Source organism: Pseudomonas sp. Irchel s3a18, from assembly GCF_900187535.1.
In the GTDB taxonomy this organism is placed as follows: Bacteria; Pseudomonadota; Gammaproteobacteria; order Pseudomonadales; family Pseudomonadaceae; genus Aquipseudomonas.
Genome location: NZ_FYDV01000002.1, coordinates 1 through 17964, shown reverse-complemented (window position 1 = coordinate 17964; position 17964 = coordinate 1). Strand labels below are relative to the sequence as shown.

Annotated in this window: 17 protein-coding genes; 12 read left to right on the top strand and 5 right to left on the bottom strand. The window is 61.9% G+C overall.

The genetic code is table 11. From position 1 onward, the window contains the following. Nucleotides 1–11 precede the first annotated feature (11 nt). A complete protein-coding gene (locus CKW29_RS03160; protein WP_095143902.1) occupies nt 12–863 on the top strand; it encodes a DUF1989 domain-containing protein in 852 nt (283 codons plus the stop codon). A gap of 44 nt (nt 864–907) precedes the next feature. Here the strand turns inward: CKW29_RS03160 and CKW29_RS03155 are convergent, their stop codons facing one another. After that, nucleotides 908–1075, bottom strand: coding sequence for a DUF2897 family protein (locus tag CKW29_RS03155; protein WP_095078634.1), 168 nt, complete (start codon nt 1073–1075; stop codon nt 908–910). Nucleotides 1076–1374: 299 nt separating this feature from the next. Between CKW29_RS03155 and kdpF the strand changes: the two genes are divergently transcribed. The 6 genes from kdpF to CKW29_RS03125 all read left to right on the top strand — a co-directional run bounded on the left by kdpF (nt 1375) and on the right by CKW29_RS03125 (nt 9342). After that, the gene (gene kdpF / locus CKW29_RS03150) at nt 1375–1464 is read left to right on the top strand and encodes a K(+)-transporting ATPase subunit F (protein WP_019692955.1); all 90 of its coding nucleotides are present in this window, start codon (nt 1375–1377) and stop codon (nt 1462–1464) included. Between the two features lie 8 nt (nt 1465–1472). Next, a complete protein-coding gene (kdpA, locus tag CKW29_RS03145; protein ID WP_095143901.1) occupies nt 1473–3167 on the top strand; it encodes a potassium-transporting ATPase subunit KdpA in 1695 nt (564 codons plus the stop codon). A gap of 10 nt (nt 3168–3177) precedes the next feature. Then, on the top strand, nt 3178–5244 hold the full coding sequence (gene kdpB / locus CKW29_RS03140; RefSeq protein WP_095143900.1) for a potassium-transporting ATPase subunit KdpB: 2067 nt from the start codon (nt 3178–3180) through the stop codon (nt 5242–5244). 54 nt (nt 5245–5298) lie between these two features. Beyond that, nucleotides 5299–5844 carry a potassium-transporting ATPase subunit KdpC gene (gene kdpC, locus CKW29_RS03135; RefSeq protein WP_095147937.1) on the top strand — a complete coding sequence of 182 codons (546 nt, stop codon included), beginning with the start codon at nt 5299–5301 and terminating at the stop codon, nt 5842–5844. An 87-nt stretch (nt 5845–5931) separates the two neighbouring features. Beyond that, a complete protein-coding gene (locus CKW29_RS03130; protein WP_095143898.1) occupies nt 5932–8583 on the top strand; it encodes a sensor histidine kinase KdpD in 2652 nt (883 codons plus the stop codon). Nucleotides 8584–8643: 60 nt separating this feature from the next. Continuing rightward, a complete protein-coding gene (locus tag CKW29_RS03125; protein WP_095147936.1) occupies nt 8644–9342 on the top strand; it encodes a response regulator in 699 nt (232 codons plus the stop codon). Nucleotides 9343–9364: 22 nt separating this feature from the next. Here CKW29_RS03125 and CKW29_RS03120 read toward each other — a convergent pair whose 3' ends face one another. Beyond that, complete coding sequence (locus CKW29_RS03120; protein WP_095147935.1) at nt 9365–10402, bottom strand: patatin-like phospholipase family protein; 1038 nt, start codon at nt 10400–10402, stop codon at nt 9365–9367. Between the two features lie 224 nt (nt 10403–10626). Here CKW29_RS03120 and CKW29_RS03115 point away from each other — a divergent pair, with 224 nt between their 5' ends. The 3 genes from CKW29_RS03115 to CKW29_RS03105 all read left to right on the top strand — a co-directional run bounded on the left by CKW29_RS03115 (nt 10627) and on the right by CKW29_RS03105 (nt 12687). Continuing rightward, nucleotides 10627–10905, top strand: coding sequence for a hypothetical protein (locus CKW29_RS03115; protein WP_095078641.1), 279 nt, complete (start codon nt 10627–10629; stop codon nt 10903–10905). 97 nt (nt 10906–11002) lie between these two features. Beyond that, nucleotides 11003–11770, top strand: coding sequence for a CHAD domain-containing protein (locus CKW29_RS03110; RefSeq protein ID WP_095147934.1), 768 nt, complete (start codon nt 11003–11005; stop codon nt 11768–11770). Between the two features lie 119 nt (nt 11771–11889). After that, nucleotides 11890–12687: an acyl-CoA thioesterase II gene (locus tag CKW29_RS03105; RefSeq protein WP_095143894.1), complete on the top strand. Its 798-nt coding sequence runs from the start codon at nt 11890–11892 to the stop codon at nt 12685–12687. Here the strand turns inward: CKW29_RS03105 and CKW29_RS03100 are convergent. The 3 genes from CKW29_RS03100 to CKW29_RS03090 all read right to left on the bottom strand — a co-directional run bounded on the left by CKW29_RS03100 (nt 12684) and on the right by CKW29_RS03090 (nt 15584). After that, complete coding sequence (locus tag CKW29_RS03100) at nt 12684–13055, bottom strand: Mpo1-like protein (protein WP_095147933.1); 372 nt, start codon at nt 13053–13055, stop codon at nt 12684–12686. The two genes, CKW29_RS03105 and CKW29_RS03100, sit on opposite strands and share 4 nt — an antisense overlap. Nucleotides 13056–13177: 122 nt before the next feature. Continuing rightward, nucleotides 13178–14659, bottom strand: a complete 1482-nt coding sequence (locus CKW29_RS03095; RefSeq protein ID WP_095143892.1) for a methyl-accepting chemotaxis protein — start codon at nt 14657–14659, stop codon at nt 13178–13180. Nucleotides 14660–14777: 118 nt separating this feature from the next. Beyond that, nucleotides 14778–15584, bottom strand: a complete 807-nt coding sequence (locus CKW29_RS03090; RefSeq protein WP_095143891.1) for a TatD family hydrolase — start codon at nt 15582–15584, stop codon at nt 14778–14780. A 232-nt stretch (nt 15585–15816) separates the two neighbouring features. Between CKW29_RS03090 and CKW29_RS03085 the strand changes: the two genes are divergently transcribed. Then, the gene (locus tag CKW29_RS03085) at nt 15817–17238 is read left to right on the top strand and encodes a transglycosylase SLT domain-containing protein (RefSeq protein WP_095143890.1); all 1422 of its coding nucleotides are present in this window, start codon (nt 15817–15819) and stop codon (nt 17236–17238) included. 103 nt (nt 17239–17341) lie between these two features. Then, nucleotides 17342–17776 carry a DoxX family protein gene (locus CKW29_RS03080; RefSeq protein WP_095143889.1) on the top strand — a complete coding sequence of 145 codons (435 nt, stop codon included), beginning with the start codon at nt 17342–17344 and terminating at the stop codon, nt 17774–17776. The last annotated feature ends 188 nt before the right edge of the window (nt 17777–17964 follow it).

The following is a 17964-nucleotide window of genomic DNA, read 5'->3' as shown; positions in this document are numbered from 1 at the left end:
GGACTGCCGCCATGTACAAAGACTATCCCGCCGCTTATCAGGTCAGCAAAGGCTCTGCGTTGCAGGTCGATACGGCCTTTTACGAGCGGATACGCGATACGCCCCAAGGTCGCACCCTGATCGAGCAATTCGAGGTGCCCATTCGCAGTGGGCGGGCTTGGCATGTGCCGGCAGGCCATGTGTTTCGGGTGACCACACCCGTCGGCCCGCAGGTGGGGGATTTCAACGTCTGGAATGCCCATGACCCCCGTGAGCGACTGTGGGCCGCGCGAACCCGGCAACTGCAGGGCGCGCATGTCAGCACCCATGATCGGCTCTGGTCGAACCTGCCGTTTCTACGACCCTTGGTGACGATTACCGACGACAGTCTGGCCCATTACGGCATCGACGAGCACGGTGGTCGCTTGCACGATCTGCTGGGCACGCGTTGCGATCCTTACGTGAACAAAATGCTCACGGGCGAGGACTTTCATCACCATTGCCATTCGAACCTGACCCGCGCGGTACTGCCCCATGGCTTGACCGAGTTCGACGTGCATGACGTGCTGAACATCTTCCAATGCACGGGGCTCAACCACGATGACCTGTATTTCATGAAGGCTTGTCCGGCGCAGAAGGGCGACTACCTGGAGTTCTTTGCCGAGATCGACTTGCTGTGTGCGTTGTCGACCTGCCCGGGAGGCGATTTGTCGCTGGCAATGTGGGGGCCTGAGGCGCAAGACCCGTTAAGCGTCTGCCGGCCGTTGGGGGTGGAAATCTATCGCCTGGACGATGACCTGCTCGACGGCTGGCACCAGCCTGAACGGGCGGCTTACAAAGGGCAGCACGGACTGCACATCGCCAAGGCGGATTGGCAGGTGTAGAGAATGTCGTGGCGAGGGGGCAATTCCCTCGCCACGTTTTTCAATCAGCGATCCTGAGCGTCCTTGGCGTCCATTTCCGCATTACGCTCAGCCACGCGCTTACGCTGTTCATCGGTCAGCTCCACCTTGTTCGCGGTGTCGCGCAGCAGCATCAGGCCACCGACGATCGAGCCGATTGCAAGTATCAGAATCAACCAGCCATACCAGGGCATAGGGCTCTCCTTAAGTGCAGGCGTCAACGCCGTGCTTATCCATTTTGAGTCACTGCGTTTCTCAGTGGTTCCATTCTAGGCCGTTTCTGCGAGGTTGACCTCTTCAACGTCCGATCGGCATGGTTTCGCCCGGAGCACGCTGGCTAGCGATGGCCGGGTTCCATCCGCTGTAACAAAGCCATAAAGCCACTCTTTACGCTTTCTTTATGTCACGCCCACCCCCTCGCTCTCGCTCCTTTACAGCCTTCCTGCGGACAATGCCTCCACACGCGGCAATCGCCGTATGACGGAGAAATTCCATGAGCGTTCTGGACGGGGTGTCCCTGCTATTGGCGGTTGGACTGTTCATCTATCTATTGGTCGCGCTGTTGCGCGCGGATCAGCACTAGGAGCGGCTATGCACAGTTATGACTATTGGCTGATCCTTGCCTTCTTTGCCGTGGTGCTGGTGCCGGCACCGTTTCTGGGGCGCTTCTACTACAAGGTGATGGAAGGCCAGCGCACTTGGCTGACGCCGGTTCTGGGGCCGGTGGAGCGCGGCTGTTATCGCGTGGCCGGGGTCGACCCGAAGCGTGAACAGAGTTGGCAGAAGTATGCCCTGGCGTTGCTCGCGTTCAACCTCGCGGGCTTTTTGCTGTTGTTCGCGATCCTGCTGTTCCAGAACTACCTGCCGCTCAACCCGCAGCATTTGCCGGGACAGGAGTGGACCCAGGCCTTCAACACCGCGGTCAGCTTCATGACCAACACCAACTGGCAGTCCTACAGCGGTGAGGCCACCCTGAGCTACTTGAGCCAGATGGTTGGCCTGACCGTGCAGAACTTCGTCAGTGCGGCCACCGGCCTGGCGGTACTGGTTGCGTTGTGCCGCGGTATCAGTCGCAAATCGGCGCAAACCCTCGGTAACTTCTGGGTCGACATGACCCGCGCCACGCTCTATGGGTTGTTGCCGCTGTGCTTGCTGCTGGCGTTGTTCCTGGTCTGGCAGGGTGTGCCACAAACCTTCGCGCAGTATGTGAATGCGCTGACCGTGCAGGGCGTTGACCAGGTGATTCCACTGGGGCCTGCGGCCAGCCAGATTGCAATCAAGCAACTGGGTACCAACGGTGGTGGCTTCTTCGGTGTCAACTCGGCGCATCCGTTCGAGAACCCCACGGCCTGGAGCAACCTGTTCGAGGTCGCCTCGATCATTCTGATTCCCGCAGCGCTGGTGTTCACCTTCGGGCATTACGTCAAGGATCTGCGCCAAAGCCGGGCCATCATCGGCTGCATGCTCGCGCTGTTCCTGATCGGCGGTGCAGTGTCGCTGTGGGCTGAAAACCAGCCGAACCCTAGCCTGAGCAATGCAGCGGTCGAGCAAGCCGCACCGCTGGAAGGCAAAGAAGCACGCTTCGGGACCACCGCGACCGTGCTGTGGTCGGTGACCACCACGGCCGCCTCCAACGGCTCGGTCAACGGCATGCATGACAGCCTCAACCCACTGAGCGGCATGGTTGCACTGGTCAACATGATGGTCGGCGAAGTGATTTTCGGCGGTGTCGGTGCCGGCCTCTACGGCATGTTGCTCAACGTCCTGATCGCCGTGTTCCTTGCCGGCCTGATGATCGGGCGCACACCGGAATACCTGGGCAAGAAATTGCAGGCCAGGGAAGTCCAGTTGCTGGTGGTGACCTTGCTGGTGATGCCGGTTGGCGTGTTGGTGCTTGGTGCCCTGGCGGCAAGCCTGCCTGGCCCGGCAGCCACCATCAGTAACCCCGGCCCCCACGGTTTCAGCCAGTTGCTGTACGCCTACACCTCGGCCAGCGCCAACAATGGCTCCGCCTTTGCCGGCCTGGGTGCCAACACGCCGTTCCACAACCTGATGCTGGGGCTGGGCATGTTGATCGGGCGCTTCGGCTACATCCTTCCGGTTCTGGCGCTTGCCGGCAGCCTGGCGATGAAGAAGGCCGCGCCGATTGGCCAGAACAGCTTCCCTACCCATGGCCCGCTGTTCGTCACTTTGCTGACCGTGACCATTTTGTTGGTGGGTGGCTTGACCTTCCTGCCGGCCCTGGCGCTGGGTCCTATCGCTGATCACCTGAGCATGGGCTTCTAAGGAATCCATCATGAATATGCACGTTCCTGCCTCAAAACAAGCCGCCCCCGCCCAATTGGCCGAGGCACCGAAAACCTCGATTTCGGCCCTGTGGCGACCGGCGCTGGTGCAAGCGTTCGTCAAGCTGGACCCGCGGCAGCTCAAGCGTTCGCCGGTGATGCTGGTGGTCGAACTGACGGCCATCCTCACCACGGTGTTGTGCTTTATCCCGGACACGGCGGTGCCATCCTTTGTCGCGGCGCAAATTGCCCTGTGGCTGTGGTTCACCGTGTTGTTCGCCAACTTCGCCGAGGCGCTGGCCGAAGGTCGTGGCAAGGCGCGCGCCGATAGCCTCAAGGCCGGCAGCGAAGGCCTGAGCGCGCGGCGCAAACAAGCTGATGGCCGCTTTCAGGTCGTGCCAGCGAGCTCATTGCGCAAGGGCGATGTGATACGGGTTGAAGCCGGGGAGATGATTCCCGGTGACGGTGAAGTGATCGAGGGCATCGCGGCGGTCAACGAAGCGGCGATTACCGGCGAATCCGCACCGGTGATTCGTGAGTCCGGCGGTGATCGTTCGGCAGTCACCGGCAATACCCGGTTGGTCTCCGACTGGTTGCTGGTGCGCATCACCGCCAACCCGGGTGAGTCGACCCTGGACCGCATGATCGCGCTGGTGGAAGGTGCCAAGCGGCAGAAAACGCCGAACGAAGTGGCGCTGGATATTCTGCTGATCGGCCTGACCATGATCTTCCTGGTGGTGGTCGTGACCCTGCAGCCGTTCGCCCACTTCGCCAGTGGCAACCTGCCGCTGGTGTTTCTGGTGGCACTGTTGGTGACGCTGATACCTACCACCATCGGTGGCTTACTGTCGGCCATCGGTATTGCCGGCATGGACCGCTTAGTGCGCTTGAACGTCATCGCCAAATCCGGTCGTGCGGTGGAAGCCGCGGGTGACGTGCATGTGTTGATGCTGGACAAGACCGGCACCATCACCTTCGGTAACCGTCGTTGCAGCGCTATTTACGCAGCGCCTGGTGTCAGTTCCAAGGAGCTGGCCGAAGGGGCGCTGTTCGCCTCGCTGGCCGATGACACGGCCGAGGGCAAGTCGATTGTCGAGTACCTGCGCGGCCTTTATCCACAGGCCGAGCCGTCCGCTGAGGCGCTGACCGCCGTGCCATTCAGCGCCGAGACCCGCTTGTCCGGTGTTGACTATCAAGGCCGTGTCTATCGCAAGGGGGCCGTGGATTCGGTGCTGGCGTTTGTTGGCCTGACGCGTGCCGACATGCTGCCGCCGATGTCCCGGGAAATCGACAAGATCGCCCAGAGCGGTGGTACGCCGTTGCTGGTGTGTGCCGATGGCAAGTTGCTCGGCGCGATCCACCTCAAGGACGTGGTCAAGCCGGGTATCCGTGAGCGTTTCGCCGAGCTGCGCAAGCTGGGGATTCGCACTGTCATGGTCACCGGCGACAATCCGTTGACCGCCGCCGCGATTGCCGCTGAAGCCGGCGTGGATGACGTGTTGGCCGAGGCCACACCCGAGAAAAAACTCGCCCGCATTCGTCACGAGCAAAACGACGGTCGTCTGGTGGCCATGTGTGGCGACGGCGCCAACGATGCTCCTGCACTGGCTCAAGCGGATGTCGGGATGGCGATGAACGACGGCACGCAGGCCGCTCGCGAAGCGGCGAACATGGTCGATCTCGACAGCGATCCGACCAAGCTGTTGGACGTGGTGCAGATCGGTAAAGAGTTGCTGGTTACCCGTGGTGCGCTGACGACGTTCTCCATCGCCAACGACGTCGCCAAGTACTTTGCGATCCTGCCGGCCTTGTTCGCCTCGATTTATCCACAGCTGGGCGTGCTGAACATCATGCACTTGAGCAGTCCACAAAGCGCGATTCTGTCGGCCATCGTCTTCAACGCCCTGATCATCGTTGGATTGATCCCGCTGGCGTTGCGCGGGGTACGTGTGCAGGCCGCGAGTGCGGCGCATCTGTTGCGTCGTAACCTGCTGATCTACGGCGTGGGTGGCCTCGTGGTGCCGTTCGTGGGCATCAAGCTGATCGACATGCTGCTGACGGCGCTGCACCTGGTGTAACTGCTGCACGCCGCGCCCAGGGCGTGGCGTTCACCCTGAATTGAGGTTATTGACATGTCCACAATGATTCGTCCGGCCTTGAGCCTGCTGGTCCTGATGACGCTGGTCACGGGCGTCGCTTATCCACTGGTGGTGACCGGTATCGCCCAGGTCGCCTTCCCCGATCAGGCCAATGGCAGCCTGGTGCGTGATGCCGATGGCAAGGTTCGTGGCTCTTCCCTGATCGCCCAGGATTTCGTCGGTGACGCCTGGTTCCACCCACGGCCATCGGCCGGTGCGTTTGCCACGGTTGCCAGCGGCGCCAGCAACCTAGCGCCGAGCAATCCGGCCTTGGCGACGCGGGTGATCGACGACGCCAACAAACAGTTGGTCCCAGGCCAGGGGCCGGTTCCCCTGGCGTTGCTGACCACGTCCGGCAGTGGCCTCGATCCACACTTGCCACCTGCCGCGATTACCTATCAACTGGCGCGGGTGGCAGCAGCGCGTGATGTGCCGGTTGCCACCTTGCAACAGTTGCTCGATGCCCACATCGAACAGCCATTGGTGGGACCACCAGTGGTCAATGTGCTGGAGTTGAACCGGGCACTGGAAGCATTGTAGAAACGTGATTGACCGGGACGCCGAGCGTCCCGCTCTGCATTCCCGCGCCAAACCCGGGAACGAACAACCTGAAAGAAAGAGACCCTGATGAGCGACTCCGGCCGCGCCGATGCACTGCTAGCTGAACTGCCCCGCGACGGTCGCGGTCGACTCAAGGTTTTTCTGGGCGCCGCCCCCGGTGTCGGCAAGACCTACGCCATGCTGCAGGCCGCCCACACCCAGTTGCGTCAGGGCGTGAAAGTCATCGCCGGGGTGGTGGAAACCCATGGTCGCGCCGAGACCGAAGCGCTGCTCGCCGGCTTGGCGCAGCAACCCCTGGTGCGCTCCGAATACCGTGGCGTGATGCTGGAGGAAATGGACCTCGACGGCCTGCTCAAGGCCAGGCCGAAACTGGTGCTGGTGGATGAACTGGCACACAGCAATGCCCCCGGCAGCCGGCATGCCAAGCGCTGGCAGGACATCCAGGAGCTGCTTGCGGCGGGGATCGACGTGTATACCACCGTCAATGTCCAGCACCTTGAAAGTCTCAACGATCAGGTGCGCGGTATCACCGGCGTTCAAGTGCGTGAAACCTTGCCCGACTGGGTGCTGCAGGAAGCCTACGAGCTGCTGTTGATCGACCTGCCTCCGCGTGAACTGCTGGAGCGCCTGCGTGACGGCAAGGTCTACGTGCCCGAACAGGCGCGGGCGGCTATTGATGCCTTCTTCACCCAGACCAACCTCACCGCGCTGCGTGAGCTGGCCATGCAAACGGCGGCGGCCCAGGTCGATGATGACCTCAGTCGCGGCTATCGACAGCTGGGGCAGGCGGCCCCCGCAGTACGTGGTCGCTTGCTGGTGGGGGTGGACGGCGATGCCCAGGCTGAGCGCCTGGTGCGTCACGCCAGTCGGGTTGCGCAGCGCCGGCATTTGCCCTGGAGCCTGGTGCACGTGGATAACGGCCGCGTGGGCGATGAACAGTCGCGCTTGCGGCTGCAAAATGCCCAGCAATTGGCGGAACGGCTGGGCGGGGAGGTGGTACTGCTGCGCGCCGGTGAAGTGGCGAAAACCCTGATCCAGCACGCCGCCGAGCGGCGTGCCAGCCTGCTGTTGGTCGGTCAGTCGCGCCCGCGCCTGCGTCGTCGAGTGTTGGGCGGCGGGTTGGCGTCGCGCTTGTTGCGCAATGCCCGAGGTCTGGAAATCAACGTTCTGGACAGCGACGAGCAACAGTTCCAGCCACGTCAGCGTTCGGTGCAGTCGCTGGTCTGGTTCGACTATGCGCTGGCGCTGCTGGCAACGGTGCTGGCCACCGGTATTGCGTGGGCGGTGTCGAGCCTGCTGCCGTTGCCGAACATTTCGCTGGTGTTCCTTGCGGCGGTGTTGCTGGTGGCGGTGCGCAGCAGCCTGGGACCGGCGCTGGCGTGCGCGGCGTTGTCCTTTCTGACCTACGACTTTCTGTTTATTCCACCGACCTTCTCCTTCGCGATCCAGCGTGAAGAGGATGTGCTGACGTTGCTGTTTTTCCTGTTGATGGCGGCGCTCACCGGCAACCTGGCGGCGCGCCAGCGGCGACAGTTGCAGGCATTGCGCGACACCCAGGAGGAAACCAGCGAGTTGCTCGACCTGTCGCGCAAACTCACTGCGGCCACCGACCGGCAGGCCGTGGTCAGCGCGGCCGCGCAGCACCTGGTGGGCTGGAGCGATATGCAACTGTGCCTGGTCAATCGTGACGGGCAGGCGGGCTGGAAGGTCGAAGCCGGTGGTCCGTTGCAGTTTTCCGACGCCGAGCGCGCCGCGGCCGATTGGGCCTGGCAGCACGATCAACCGGCCGGTATGGGCACGGGCACCTTGCCGTTCGGCCGCTGGTGGTGGTGGCCGTTGTCGATCGACGACGGGCCGTTGGGCCTGCTCGGTGTTTGCCCGAAGGAGGGACAGTCGCTCAGTGGCCAGCGCCGGCGGTTGCTGACCGCATTGAGCCAACCGCTGGCTCAAGCGTTGGCCCGTGCCCAGTTGGCCGAAGACCTCGAAGCGGCACGCCTGCACGGTGAAACCGAACAACTGCGCAGCGCTCTGCTGGCTTCGGTATCCCACGATCTGCGCACGCCGCTGACCTCCATGCGCGGCAGTATCGACAGCCTGCTGGCACTGGGTGAGGCGATTCCGTTGGCGGATCGTCGCGAGTTGCTTGAAGGTACCCGGGATGAAGCCGAGCGCCTGGATCGCTACATCCAGAACCTGCTGGACATGACGCGCCTGGGGCACGGCGCATTGAAGCTGGCGCGGGACTGGGTGTCGCCTGCCGATATCGTCGGCAGCTCGCTTAACCGCCTGCGCGCGGTGCTGGCACCCTTGCAGGTGAGCACCGAGGTGCCGGGTGAGCTGCCGCTGCTCTTTGTGCATGCGGCATTGATCGAGCAGGCGCTGGTCAACATACTGGAAAACGCCGCACGCTTTTCACCGGTCCATGGCCGCTTGCAACTGAGTGCCGGTGTCGGCGACAGCGAACTGTTTTTCTCCGTGAGTGATGAAGGCCCGGGTATTCCCGAGGAAGAGCGGGCGAAGATCTTCGACATGTTCTACACCGCCGCCCGGGGTGATAGAGGGGGGCAGGGGACGGGCCTGGGCCTGGCGATCTGTCAGGGCATGGTCGGTGCGCACGGTGGGCGAATCAGCGTGGCCGACGGCATTGACGGGCGCGGCACCTGCATCACCATTCACCTGCCGTTGCAGGAGCAGCCGGGGATGGACAGTGAAGCTTGATGCGACCTGCGCTACGCTTGCGGCTCTTTGTTTGCCATTTTCTCTTATTGATGTGAATCCATGAGCCAGACCGCGACCATCCTGGTCATTGACGATGAACCGCAGATCCGCAAATTCCTGCGCATCAGCCTGGCCTCCCAGGGCTACAAAGTGCTTGAAGCCGGCACCGGCAACGAAGGCCTGGCCCAGGCCGCGCTGAACAAACCGGACCTGCTGGTGCTCGACCTCGGCCTGCCTGACATGGACGGCCAGCAAGTGCTGCGCGAGTTTCGCGAATGGTCGATGGCGCCGGTGCTGGTGCTGTCGGTGCGCGCCAGCGAAGGGCAGAAAGTCGAAGCCCTGGACGGCGGCGCCAACGACTATGTGACCAAGCCGTTCGGCATCCAGGAGTTTCTGGCGCGGGTCCGTGCACTGTTGCGTCAGGCACCTGCGGGCGAAGCCCGGGAGGCGGCGTTGTCCTTCGGTCCGTTGACCGTGGACCTGGCGTACCGACGGGTGCTGCTCGATGGCGCCGAGGTGGCGTTGACCCGCAAGGAGTACGCCGTGCTGGCGCAATTGGCGCGCCATGCCGGGCGGGTCATCACCCAGCAGCAACTGCTCAAGGATATCTGGGGCCCGACCCATGTCGAGGACAGTCATTACCTGCGGATCGTGGTCGGGCACCTGCGGCAGAAACTGGCAGACGATCCGACCCGCCCCCGGTTCATCCTGACCGAGGCGGGGGTGGGGTATCGGTTGTTGAGCGAGGGGAGCCAATGATCCCGCCCGGGATGCGGGCTCCTCAGTCGCGCTCGTTCTCGTAGCGATCCAGGGTGTCGCGGGCAATTTCCCGTCCCAGGGCGATCAGTTCCGGTGCCTTGTAGAACTCGAAGAACCGGCAGACCCGCTTCGGTACGTTGATCAGGATGTCCGGTGGATAACCGGCGATCTTGTATTGCGCCAAGGAGGTTTGCATCACCTCGAAACTCTGGTTGATCAAGTCCAGCAGCGAGGCCGGACCGACGTTGTCGATGATGAACGACCCCGTGGCGGATTTCGGAGCGCCTTCGTTTTCCGGGCTCGCGGCGGGTTGCTGGGCTTCGGGGTCAGGGGACTCGATCCACGGATTGATCTCGGCGGCCTCACTGCGCAGTGCTTCCTGTTCCAGCAGCAGCAATTGTTCGGCTTGTTTACGGCGAAACGGCAGGTGCGAACCCACGGAGTTGATCAGACTGTCGAACCGGCTTTTGAACGCGGCGGGACGCTGGATCACCGGCAGTTGGTAATGCTTCTGGTTGGTGGAGTTGAGGTTGACCGCGATGATCAGGTCACAATGGCTCGACACCACCGGCACGATTGGCAGCGGGTTGAGCAGGCCGCCGTCTACCAGCATGCGGTTGCCTTGCATGACGGGCGTGAACAGGCTCGGAATGGCCGCCGAGGCACGCATGGCCTGGTGCAGGCAACCTTCCTGGAACCAGATTTCCTGCTGGTTGGTCAGGTCCGTGGCCACGGCTGTGTAGGGGATGCGTAATTGTTCGATATTGATCTCGCCGACGATCTTGCGGATTTGCCCGAAGACTTTCTCGCCACGAATGGCGCCCAGGCGAAAACTCACGTCCACCAGGCGCAGCACATCGAGGTAGTCCAGGCTTTCGATCCAGTCGCGGTAATCGTTGAGTTTGCCGGCGGCATAAATGCCACCGACCACCGCGCCCATGGAGCAGCCGGCAACACAGGCAATGTCGTAGCCACGGCGTTCAATTTCTTCGATGACCCCAATATGGGCATAGCCCCGGGCGCCACCTGAGCCCAGCACCAGTGCGACACGCTTTTTCATGTACTCGTCCTTACGTCAAACAGGCCTCAACAATGCACCCATCGAGGGGCGTGCTTCAATCATGTTGATCGGGCGTGCATGATGCGCGTCGTTTTTTCGACATTCGATGACGGCACATGAGTGCCCTGGCGGACGCTATAGTTTCCAGCGACGCTGCAAGGCACTTTTGGCCGCGTTGACCGTCTTACCCCGCATGATTGTTTTTTTACCTTGAGGTGTCATTGATGAAAGCCTGGATCTGTCTGCCATTGATTGCGTTGGTACTTGCCGGTTGCGCGGGTAAAACCGCCTACCGTGACAGTTGTGGTAGCCAACTGGATGCGGCCTGGAAAGAGCTGGATCTGGCCAAGGCCGAAGGGTTTGCCGGTACCGTGAGTTATTCCAAGGCGTTGTCGTTGCTGACCGGGGCCAAGACCCAGCAGCAGTTCGAGGCCTTCGAAGGTTGCGCCAACAAGGCCCAGAAGGCGCGCTTCTATATCCGTGAGTCCCGCGCGGGTCGTTGAGCCATCCATGACCTGGCGCAATACAGGTGCCAGGTAGCCGGCCCAGTATGGGCCTATGCTTGTGCTCTGGTGTGGATGCCTGACCTGGGAGAAGACGATGTCTGCGTTGGTAGATCGGTTAGTGTCCCGGGTCCTGGGGCTGGAGGTGCGTTTGCTGGCCTGTCAGGCCCGGCTGAGTGCGAGCACCGACGCCGAAGCGCTGCATGACTTGCGCATCTCGGTTCGCCGTTTGCGCAGCCTGTTGCGACCCTTGCGGGGCTTGCCCGGGGTTGAGCAACTGGAGGCGGCCGCGGCGGCGGTCGGCACCCTGACGACCCCTCTGCGCGACCGTGAAGTGCTGGCTGTCTATCTGCTGCAGCATGGGCAGCGGCAAGCGGCCGAGCATCGCATGCTGCAGATGAGCCAGGCGTACCCGGCGGTAGCGGACAGCCCGCAGCTGGCGCAGTTGATGATGATCCTCGACGCGTTTCCGCGTTTTCTACGCGCCTGTGAGCGCCAGGGGTTGCTTAAAGGCTTGCGCAGGCGTATCGAGAAGCGTCTGGCCAAGCAGTGGAAAACCCTGGATGACACCCTGCACGATCCCGCCCACGACCGCCACCGCCTGCGTCTGTTGATCAAGCGGGTGCGCTATGCCATCGAAGCCTACCCCGAGCTGGATCGCCTGCCGGCGGCCGCCACGGCACGGCTCAAGGCGGCACAAGGCGCCCTGGGGGATTGGCATGATTGTTTGCAATGGCTGGCGCGGGCCGAGCATGAGCCCGACTTGTCGCCCTGCGTGGCGGGCTGGAAGGTGACCATGGCCACGGCTGAAAGCCGTGCCGATCGAGTGCTCGACAAACTCAGTGCGGCCTGTTTCAAGTCTTGAACATGGGGCATTGCCCGAGCATCCGGCCTATCTGTCCGTTTCTTTGGCCGGAATAGGCGCTGTACCAGGGGCGAAGGCTGGTTAAGATCCGTCAGTCTTTTCCTAGCCTTGAGGTGTTCATGCGCTTTTCAGAATTACTCGACGCCGTGCGCAACTCGCCTGATGAGCTGGTGATACCGGCGCAGTGGGGGCAGGGCCGCGCCAGTTTCGGTGGCCTGGTGGCCGCGCTGCAGTACGAAGCCATGCGCGCGAAAGTGCCGGCCGAACGCCCGGTGCGCTCGTTGGCGATCACCTTTGTCGGTCCGGCCGAGCCCGGTGTTCCCATCCGCTTCGAAGTGGAAGTCTTGCGTGAAGGCAAGGCGGTCAGCCAGGTACTGGGTCGAGCACTGCAAAATGGTCAGGTGGTGACTGTGGTGCAGGGCAGCTTCGGTGCCTCGCGTCCTTCCGAAATCGCGGTGACGGCCCTGCCGGCACCCGAGATGATGCATTGGGACGATTGCCAGGAGCTGCCCTACATCAACGGCGTGATGCCTGAGTTCATGCGCCACCTGGCGATGCGCTGGGGTGTCGGTGGCATGCCGTTCACCGGCAACAAGTCCCGGGACATGGGGGGCTGGGTTCGCTTGCGCGGCGACGTGAAGGATGAGCCGGTGAGCGAAGCGCACATTCTGGCGCTGGTGGACGCCTGGCCACCGGCCTTGTTGCCGCACCTGGCGAAGCCCGCGGCAGGCAGTACCCTGACCTGGACCATCGAATTCGTACAGCCCTTGCTGGCCGTGAGCACGCTGGACTGGTGCAAGTACCATGTGGAAATCGAGCATGCCCGTGATGGATACGGGCATGCCGCCGCCGCGTTGTGGAACCAGGAGGGCGAGTTGATTGCCCTCAGCCGACAGACCGTGACGATTTTCGCTTAACGATCTTTATGGCGGTGGCGTTCGCACCAGGCGCGCCACCAGCGGCCACTGAAGAGAAAGCGCGGGAACGTCAGGAACTGCTCCACCAGCAAGCGCGACACCGCATCCTTGCGATCACTGAATGGCTCGGAGGCCTGCGCCTCCAGCCTGTGACCATGACGCTGCAAACCCAGGGCTGCCAGCAGGCCGACAATGCCGATGGCGACGTTCCCAAGATTCAGGCTGAACACCCCGGAAACGATCAGCAAAAATGCCAGGATGAACAGCGGCACGGCAATCAGGTGCAACACCAGATTGGTCGGATGCTGGTGATTGTTCGGGTACACCCGCCATTGCCAAGCGGGGAGGTTGGGGTGACGTTTGCCCATCGTGATAGTCCTCGATCCGTGAAACTCATACCTGAAGAATAGGCGGGGTAGAGGTCGACGGCGAATCAAGGTTGGCTATCGAAGTGATAGGCGGTCATGGCCAATGATGAGGGTGCCCCGGGTTAAAGCTTCAGTTGCCCGATGGCCTTGCTCAACTCGCCCGCCAGTGTTGCCAGCTCATTGCTGGTGGTGGCCGAGTCCACGGTCTGCTGTACGGTTGACTCGGTGACGTCACGAATACTCACCACGGCGCGGTTCATTTCTTCGGCGACCTGGCTCTGCTGCTCGGCGGCCACCGCAATCTGGGTATTACTTTCACGCATCTGTGCTACGGCGCTGGTGATCTGCGCCAGTGCGACATCCGCCTCCCGGGCCTGTTGCATGCAGTCGTCGGCCTTGTAGGAACTCTCCTGCATGAAGTCCACTGCGTCCCGGGTACCGGTCTGCAAGGTCGACACCATGCGAGTGATTTCGTCGGTAGAGGCCTGCACGCGCTTGGCCAGGTTGCGCACCTCGTCGGCAACCACGGCGAAGCCTCGACCCATTTCCCCGGCCCGCGCCGCTTCAATGGCGGCGTTCAGGGCCAGCAGGTTGGTTTGCTCGGCGATGCTATGGATCACGCTGACCACGCCATTGATTTTCTGACTGTCCTCGGCCAGGCGTTGAATCATCTCGGCGGTTTGCTGCACGCCGGTGGACAGCCCGGCAATCGATGTTTGCACCCGACCCACCACCTCCTGACCACTGCCGGCGAGGGAGTCGGCGGTTTTCGACAGGTCACGCGTGGCGCCGGCATGCTGGGCGATGTGATACACCGTGGCCGACATCTCATTGATAGCGGTGGCGGCCTGATCGGTTTCGCTCTGCTGGCCGAGCATGCCCTGGCGTACATCGTTCATGCTGCTGGCCAGGCGAGCCGCGCCGACATCCAGCTGGCGCGCCGTGTGGGCCACGGTGCTGACCACCCGTTGGTAGCCGGCCTGCATGGCGTTGAAGGCGCTGGCCATCTGCCCGACCTCATCGGTGCAGGACAGCGGCACGCGTGCCGACAGGTCGCCGGTTTTTTCCACATGCAGCATGACGTCCTTGAGGGTGTTGAGTTGGCTCAGCAGGAAGCGGATCAACAGCTGCGAGGCACAGAGCATCGCCAGCATGAGGATGAACACGGCCATTGCATAGTTGGCAAAGCGATCGCTGAACACCTGGCTCAGGCTCGGGCCATAGGCCAGGACGGCGGTGTATTGGTCATTGCCCCGCGACACCACTTCGGCGCCGATCAAGTGTGTTTCGCCGAACAGCGGCAAGGGGTTGATGTCGACCCAGCCGTTGGCGTCGATCAATTGGGACAGAGGCTGATCATTGAGCCTGGGTGTCTGGCCCTTGCTGAAGTTCAGCAAGGTATCGGCCTGGGGCAGTGCCTGACCGGCGGGCCACGCCGTGATCAACCGTGCCTGAGCGCTGGCCGCCTGCTGTGAAGCCTGGTTGCGCGCCTGTTGTTCCAGCTGCACGGCATACAGTACCAACAGCAATGTGGTGACGAAAGCGACGGCGTTGACCGCCCAGAATTTGTATTTCAGCGAGATATTGCTAAGCCAGGCACCCATGGAAGGTCTTCTCTGATAGCGGAAACAGCATTGGCAAGGTGCCACTATTGTGCCGCTACTCAGGAGAAAAATTTTTGATGTGGATCAAGTCCACAGGGCGGCGCAGAGGCGCACCGACTCAATCAATCGCAGGCAATGCAAAAAACGCCCGTGCGCAGGCGGTGCTGTGTGCCGCCAGATCTTCCAGGGACTCGCCACGGTGCAGCGCGACTTCACGCAGTACTTCCGTCAGGTACGCCGGCTCATTGCGACCGTTCTTCGGCTTAGGGCGCAAGCTGCGGGGCAACAGATAGGGCGCATCGCTTTCAAGCATCAAGCGTCCACGGGCAATCTCGCGCACCAACGGGTGCAAGTGCGTGCCCCGGCGTTCATCGCAGATCCAGCCGGTGATGCCGATGTGCAGGTCCAGATCGAGGTAACTGAACAGCGCCTTCTTTTCACCGGTGAAGCAATGCACCACGGCCGCCGGTAACTGGTCTCGGTAATCACGCAGGATTTCCAGCAGGCGCTGGCTGGCGTCACGCTCATGCAGGAACACTGGCAATTGCAGGTCGACGGCCATTGCCAGGTGCTCTTCGAGTACCTTTTCCTGTTGCGGGCGCGGCGAAAAATCGCGATTGAAATCCAGCCCGCATTCACCCACCGCCCGCACGTTCGGCTCTTTGAGCAAACGGTGTAAACGCTGAGCGCTGTCGGCATTCCAGTCGCTGGCGGAGTGTGGATGAATGCCGGCGGTGGTGAACAACCGCTGCCCGGTTTCGTCCAGTTGCTGGCACAGTTCCAGGGCCTGCTCGCTGCCCTCGACACTGGTGCCGGTCAGCACCAGTTGGCAGACGCCAGCGGCATAGGCACGGTCCAGTACCGCCTGGTGTTTGTCGGCGAAACTGGGGTTGGTCAGGTTGACGCCGATATCGATGAGTTGCATGGTGCTACCCTAGGCCTGCGGCCGGAAAGCATACCAGAGCTGTCGATTTATAAGAAAAACCAAGAACTACAACGAGTTATAGCTGTCTTTTGATGCCGAAAATGCACTTCGGCGGTTTTTTCCGTCGCCGATTGACGCTTTCGCACCCTTGCCAGCGCTCCAGGCGCTCTGTTTCTGTCGACCTGCTGCGGCCTTCCTTGTGCAGCGGGACAGTATTCTTTCCGGAGAACGGATGACGCGACTCCAGGTTTTGCTACTGCTGTGCTTGTCGATGCTGCTGCCGTTGCCGGCGGTTGCCCGGTTGGCAGGGCCCGTGGAAGCCGTTCAGCCAGGTAAGGTCCGGGATCTGGAGCAGATCCGCAGCAGCCGTGTGTTGCGGGTGCTGGTCAACCAGAGTCGCAACAGTTCCGGTGAAGTCCAGGGCCAGAGCATTGGCGTTGAGTACCATCGCTTACGCGCCTTCGAGCAGTACCTCAACGGTCGCGCCCGTGACGGCCAGGAAATTTCCCTCAAGATCATTCCCAAGGCCAAGGACCAACTGCTCGGCGCCTTGCAGCGCGGAGAAGGGGACCTCGTGGCACCTGGGGAGTTGCTTGATCTGCAAAGCGCTCGTGGCGTGACGACCAGCGAGCCGATTGTCAGCAATGTGCCGTTGCTGCTGGTGGGGATCAAGGGCGAGCGCCGCTACACCCGGCTTGAGCAACTGTCCGGCAAAACCCTGGCCTTGCCTGCCGGCAGCGCCGCCGGTGAAGCCATCAATCAGATCAACCAGAAGCTGGCGCTGCACAAGTTGCCGCCGGTCAAGATCGAATGGGTCGACCCGAGCCTGGCGGTCGAAGATGTTCTGGAGATGGTGCAGGGCGGGATTTTTCAGCTGACCATTGTCGAGCAACCGATCGCCGAGCGTTGGGGCAAGATCCTGCCCAAACTGCGTTTTGACCGGCAAGTGGTGATCAGTGAGCCGGGCGAGGAGTTCTGGTTCGTGCGTCGCGATGCATCGATGTTGCGGGCCAGCATTGACCGCTTCCTGGGTAGCTACAAGACACCGTCCGACCAGGATGTGGCGTTCCTGCGCATCTATCGGCGCTTGTACCAAGTGCGCAACCCTCTGGCCCGGGCCGATCGCCAGCGTCTGGAGAAGGTGCGCACGGTCTTGCAGAAACATGCCCGCGAGCAGGGCATGGACTGGCTGAATCTGGCCGCGCTGGCCTTCAAGGAGTCGGCGCTGGAACCCAACGCCCAAAGCGGCAGCGGCCCGACCGGGTTGATGCAGATCACCCCGTCGGCGGCGCAACGGGTCGGGGTCAACAATATTCAGTCCCTGGACAACAATGTCCAGGCCGGGGCCAAGTACCTGGCGTTGATCCGTCGCAAGTTTTTCGCCAGCCCCAAGCTCAATGAACGCGAGCGCATGGCCTTTGTCCTGGCCGGCTACAACATCGGCCCGGAACGGGTCCAGGCCATGCGGGCCGAAGCCAGACGGCGTGGCCTGAACCCCAATCAATGGTTCTTCCAGGTCGAGCGGGTTGCGTTGGAGCAGGTGGGGATGGGACCTGTCAGCTATGTTAACAGTGTGAACAAGTACTACTTGGCCTATGACCGGGAACGGGAGTCGCTGGAGGCCCAGGGGCAGAAAGTGGTCTCACGCAAATGATCAGCTAAACTGATTGGTATGGCGGATTTTTTGCGCTTTTAACATGAGGTTTACTGATTAATATAGCGACCAACCCACACACACTCGCAATGGATGACAGAGCATGAGCACATTGATCAACAAGGTATTTTCTACTCGCGCTGGCTACGGCCTGACCGTTTTGCGGATTTTCGTCGGCATCATCTTCGCTGCCCACGGTTCGCAGAAACTCTTTGGCATGTTCGGTGGCTATGGCATTGCCGGGACTGCGCAGTACATGGAAAGCCTGGGCCTGGCACCGGGCCAGTTGATGGCGACTCTGGCCGGTGGTACGGAATTTTTCGGTGGCCTGGCATTGATCGTTGGGCTGCTGGTGCGTCCGGCGGCATTGGGCCTGGCCTTCCTTTCGCTGGTGGCGATCTTCTCGGTGCACATCGGCAACGGCCTGTTCATGGCCAACAACGGTTATGAATTTGCCCTGGCACTGCTCGGCGGCAGTTTCGCCGTACTGATCGAAGGTGCCGGCAAGCTTTCACTGGATCGCGCCATCGCGGACTGAGCGCTCTGGCTCAACGAAAAGGCCTGCATTGCGCGGGCCTTTTTTGTTGCGTGCGCCAGGCATGGCGCGTTGCGCGTAAGCGCAACCAGTTTGGCTATGGTGGCCACGCTGGTGACTTGGAGGTGCAAGTCCTCTACACACCCGGCAAGGGGAAGTGTTAGCCAGAGGCAAGGGTGTCGCGGGTGACC